A 4,808-nucleotide genomic window follows, 5' to 3' on the forward strand; every position below is an offset into this window, starting at 1 on the left:
GCGTGCTTCGCGGCGCGTCGCTCAGGGCCGCAAGCCCGCCGACACCGTGATCCGCCACGCCAACCTCGTGAGCGTGACCACCCACGAGGTCCTCCCCGACTCAGACATCGCGATCTCGTGCGGGCGCGTGGCCTACCTCGGGCTCGACGGCCACACCGCCGAGCACTGCATCGGCCCGGACACCCAGGTTATCGACGCGACGGGCAAGTACGTCGCCCCCGGCTACATCGACTCGCACATCCACGTCGAGTCCGCCATGATCGGCTGCGGGGAGTACGCCAAGGTCGTCGTCCCCCGCGGCACGACCGCGATCTACGCTGACCCGCACGAGTGCTGCAACGTCGTCGGCCTGAAGGGCGTCCGCGTCATGTTTGACGACGCCAAGCGAGCCCCTCTGAAGGCCATGCTCACCACGCCCTCCTGCGTGCCGGCTGTCACGGGATTCGACGACTCCGGCGCCTCCGTCGACGCCGAGCAGGTCGCGGCCACCATGGGCTGGCCCGACGTCGTCGGCCTCGGCGAGATGATGAACTTCCCCGGCATCCTCGGCGGCGAGAAGAACGCACAGGACGAGGTCGCGAAGACCCTCAAGGCCGGCAAGTGCGTGACCGGTCACTACTCGGTATCCGAGACCGACCGCGGCCTGGCGGCCTACATCGCCTCCGGCGTGCGCGCGTGCCACGAATCGATCACCCCCGAGGACGTCATCGCGAAGCTCCGCATGGGCATGTACGTCCAGGCGCGCTACGGCTCCGCGTGGCTCTCGCTACCCGGCTACCTCCCCCAGGTCCTCGCATCCGGCGTGGACACCAGGCTGATCACGCTGTGCACCGACGACAATCACCCGAACACGCTCGTCACCGAAGGCGGCATGGACCGCGCCCTGCGCGCGTGCGTCGCGGCGGGCGCCGACGCGGTGACGGCGCTGCAGTTCGCGACCATCAACGCCGCGCAGATGCTCGGCATCGACGCGGACATGGGCAGCGTCACGCCCGGCAAGTGCGCCGACCTCGTGCTTCTTCCCGACCTCGAGTCGTTCGTTCCCGAGGCGGTCATGATCGACGGCGACGTAGTGGCGCGCGACGGCGAGCCGCTCTTCCACCTCGACCTCTTCCGCTGGCCCGACTTCATGACCCACACGATGAACGTCGGGCGCAGCTTCACCGCCGAGGACTTCCGCGTCCCGGTCGACCGCCCCGACGGCCGCGCCCGCGTGCGCGCGATCGGCGGCATCGGCGGCTCCACGATCACGCAGGACATCGTTGTAGAGGTGCCCGTGGTCGGCGGCGCGCTCCAGGCCGACCCCGCGAACGACGTGCTCAAGATGGCCGTCTTCGACCGGCACCACGGCGCCGAGGGCACGCACTCCTACGGCTTCTGCACGGGCTTCGGCGTCCACGGCGCGCTCGCCCAGACCGTCAGCCACGACTCGCACAACCTGCTCGTCGTCGGCGACAACGATGCGGACATGGCGCTCGCGGCGCAGACGCTCGTCGACTGCGGCGGCGGGGAGGTCGCCGTGGCGGACGGGCGCGTGCTCGCCCTCGTCGAGCTGCCCGTCTGCGGCCTCATGAGCGATAAGGACGTCGAGACCGTCGCCGCCGAGGTCGCGTGCATCGAGCATGCATGGGCGCATATGGGCTGCAAGATGCCGTCGCCCTTCATGACGATGGGCATCCTCTCGCTGCCGTGCGTCCCCGTCCTGCGCCTCACGAACCGCGGCTACGTCAACTGCGAGACCTTCCAGTTCGAGGACCTTCTCGCCTGACCCGCCCTTGACGGGCGGGGCGGGGGGCAGCGCGCCCTTTCTCGCGGGAGAGAAGACTTCTCTTCCGCAGAGCAGGCTTCTCTTCTCGGTTTCTTGATAAGAGAAGACTTCTCTGAAGAAGGGCAGCCTTCTCTTTCACACGGAAGAGAAGGCTGCCCCGTTGAAAACGGCGACTTGGGACGGTGAATCGCCGAGAGTGTCCCAAATAGCTGCAGCCAATGACTGTCACCGGCTGATGGGTGGCACTGGATGATGGGTGTCGTAGAAAGCTGCACCCAATGACTGTTCACCCAGTGTTGGTCAGCGGAGGTAGGCGTTCATGAACTCGATGCAGTCGCCGACGACGGCGTAGTTGGCGGCAGAGAGGATCGGGGCGTCGGGGTCCTCGTTGACAGCGACGACGCACTCGGCACCGCCGATGCCCGCGAGGTGCTGGATCGCGCCGGAGACGCCCAAGCTCACGAGCAGCTTCGGCGCCACGGATACGCCCGTCTGCCCGACCTGGTGGCGGTACTCGAGCCAGCCGGCCTCGACCACGGGGCGCGTGCAGCCGATCTCGGCGCCGATGGCCTCGGCGAAGCGGCGCACGAGCTTGAGGTTCTTCTTTCCGCCGATGCCGCGGCCGACGACGACCAGGCGCTCGGCATCGCGGATCGAGGGCTCGTCGGAGGGCTTCGCGTGCTCGACCACCCGCACGCGCGGGCGCGCGTCGGCTGCGAGCGCGACCTCCTCGACCTCGCCCGTCCGCATGGCATCGGGCTCCGGGGCCTTGAAGACGCCCGGGCGCACCGTCGCCATCTGCAGCCGGTGAGAAGGGCACATGATCGTGGCCATCAGGTTGCCGCCGAAGGCGGGGCGCGTCTGGTGCAGGAGCCCGGTCTGCTCGTCCATGGCGAGCACGGTGCAGTCGGCGGTGAGGCCCGTCTGCAGGCGAACCGCCACGCCCGGCGCGAGCTCGCGGCCGAAGTTCGTGGCGCCGTAGAGGATGATCTCGGGCTTGCGCCCGCGCGCGAGGTCGCAGATCAGGCGCGCGTAGCACTCGGAGTCGTTCTCGGCCAGGCGATCGTCGCGGCAGGCGAGCACGCGGTCGGCGCCCGCGGCGATGAGCTGGGCGGCGTTGCCCGCAGGCGCGTCCGCGCCCTCCCCCAGCACCGCGACGACCTCGCAGCCGCGCACGGCCGCCAGCTCGCGCGCACGGCCCAGGAGCTCGAAAGCCACCGGGACAAGCTCGCCCGCGCGGTCTGCCTGGCAGAAGACCCAGATGCCGTGGAAAGAAGCCAGGTCCGCCGCGCCCGCCGCCTCGCCGCGGTCGATGCGGATCGCGCCCACGGGGCACGCGTCCACGCACGCGCCGCAGTACACGCAGTCGCCCGTGGCGACGGCGCGGCGGTCGCGCTTCTCGCCCTCGATGCGCACGCCGCCATTGGCACAAGCCTTGGCACAACGACCGCAGCCTATGCACTTCTGGGCGTCGATGAGAAGTCCAGCCATTATTCCATCCCCTCCAGGAGCTCGGCGAACGCCGCCGCCTGCTCGGCCGCGGCCCCCTCGATGCGCACGCTCTGCTGGCTGCGCTCGGGCACGAACGATCGGACAACCTGCGTCGGCGAGCCCACAAGGCCGCAGCGCGACGGGTCCGCGCCCGCCGCCTCGGCGCCGAGGACCTCGATGCGCGCCGCCTCGCCCGCGCGCACGCCCGTGATGGACGGCATGCGCAGGTCCGCGGCATCCTTGGACACGGTGATCACGCACGGCAGCTCGACCCGCACCAGCTCAGAGCCCTCATCGGAGTCGCGACGCAGCGTGAGCTCGCCACCCTCGAGCCCCACGACCTCGCTCACGCCCGCGACGCACGGGACGCCGAAGGCGCCGGCGAGCTCGGGGCCGATCTGAGCGGTGTCGCCGTCGACGGCCATCTTCCCGCAGACGATGAGGTCGGGCTGCTCGCCCAGGGCGCGGATTCCGCAGGTCAGGGCATACGCCGTGGCCAGTGTGTCGGCGCCGGCGAAGGCGCGGTCGGACAGCAAGAGGCCCGCGTCGGCGCCCCTGGCCACGCAGTCGCGCAGCAGGCGCTCGGTCGCGGGGATTCCCATAGAGACGCAGGTCACGCGGGTCTTCTTGCCGGCGACGAGCTCGGCGGCGGAGCCCGCGGCCGCGACCCCCGCCCGCTCGTCCTTGATCCGCAGCGCGACCTCGAGCGCACTCGCGTCGAACGGGTTCACGACGGCCTGCTTGCCGTCGCGCACGATGGTGTTCGTCTTCGGGTCCATCTTGACCTCGGTGGTGGAGGGCACGGCCTTCACGCACACGACGATGCCCAGGGCATCGCGCTTCTCTTCCGCCATGCTACTCGCCCCCTTTCTGCGCACGGCCGCGCGCGACGTCGGCCATCGCAGCCTCGAGCACGTCCTCGCCAAAGAGGTTGCCGCGCCCGAGCTGGCCCTTGGGGTCGAGCTCGGCCTTCAGGCGCGCGGACTCCGCAATGTGATCGGGCCCGTACATCGTCGCCAGGAAGCCGGCCTTGATCTTTCCCACGCCGTGCTCGGCGCTGACGGCGCCGCCCATGCGCGTGACCTCGGCGGCCCACCCGGCAAAGAGCTCGCCGCCCGCGCGGAAGTCCGCCGCGTCGCGCGGCAGGACGTTGACGTGAATGTGGTTGTTGCCGATGTGCCCCCACGCCGCCGACTCGAGCCCCGCCTCGGCGAGCGTGCGCCGGTACAGGGCAAAGACGTCGTGCAGGCGCTCGTCGGGTACGGACATGTCGCTGCCGAGCTTGGTGATGGTCGGGTCCGTGCGCCGGCGCTGATCGATGAGCATGTTCACGCTCTCGGGCACCGCGTGGCGGAAGAAGATCAGCCGCTCGCGGTCGACCTCGGTGCGCGCGACCCACGTGGAGGACTCGTCGCCGCCGGCCTCCGTGAGCACGTCGCCGAGGCGGTAAAGCTGCTCGGTCGCCTGCTCCTCGGACTCGCAGTCGAGCTCGACGTACACGCAGACCGCGGCGTCGTCAGCGAGCTTGGGCAGGGCCGAGAAGGCCGTG

4 protein-coding genes are annotated in these 4,808 nt (G+C 70.3%); 1 reads left to right on the forward strand and 3 read right to left on the reverse strand.

The features are described 5' to 3' along the window. Window positions 1-1,768 (forward strand): adenine deaminase (locus ACT84W_RS03990; protein WP_444328280.1); only part of this gene is annotated, 1,768 nt, incomplete at its 5' end. Between the two features lie 300 nt (window positions 1,769-2,068). Here the strand turns inward: ACT84W_RS03990 and ACT84W_RS03995 are convergent. From ACT84W_RS03995 to ACT84W_RS04005, 3 genes are all read right to left on the reverse strand, one after another. Then, window positions 2,069-3,259: an FAD-binding protein gene (locus ACT84W_RS03995; protein WP_444328281.1), complete on the reverse strand. Its 1,191-nt coding sequence runs from the start codon at window positions 3,257-3,259 to the stop codon at window positions 2,069-2,071. Further along, window positions 3,259-4,113 carry an electron transfer flavoprotein subunit beta/FixA family protein gene (locus ACT84W_RS04000; RefSeq protein WP_444328282.1) on the reverse strand — a complete coding sequence of 285 codons (855 nt, stop codon included), beginning with the start codon at window positions 4,111-4,113 and terminating at the stop codon, window positions 3,259-3,261. The genes ACT84W_RS03995 and ACT84W_RS04000 overlap by 1 nt, the downstream gene beginning before the upstream one ends. Before the next feature lies 1 nt (window position 4,114). Next, a partial coding sequence (locus ACT84W_RS04005) for an FAD-binding oxidoreductase (RefSeq protein ID WP_444328283.1) occupies window positions 4,115-4,808 on the reverse strand: 694 nt, incomplete at its 5' end.

Source organism: Paratractidigestivibacter sp., from assembly GCF_052362415.1.
Classification (GTDB): Bacteria; Actinomycetota; Coriobacteriia; order Coriobacteriales; family Atopobiaceae; genus Paratractidigestivibacter.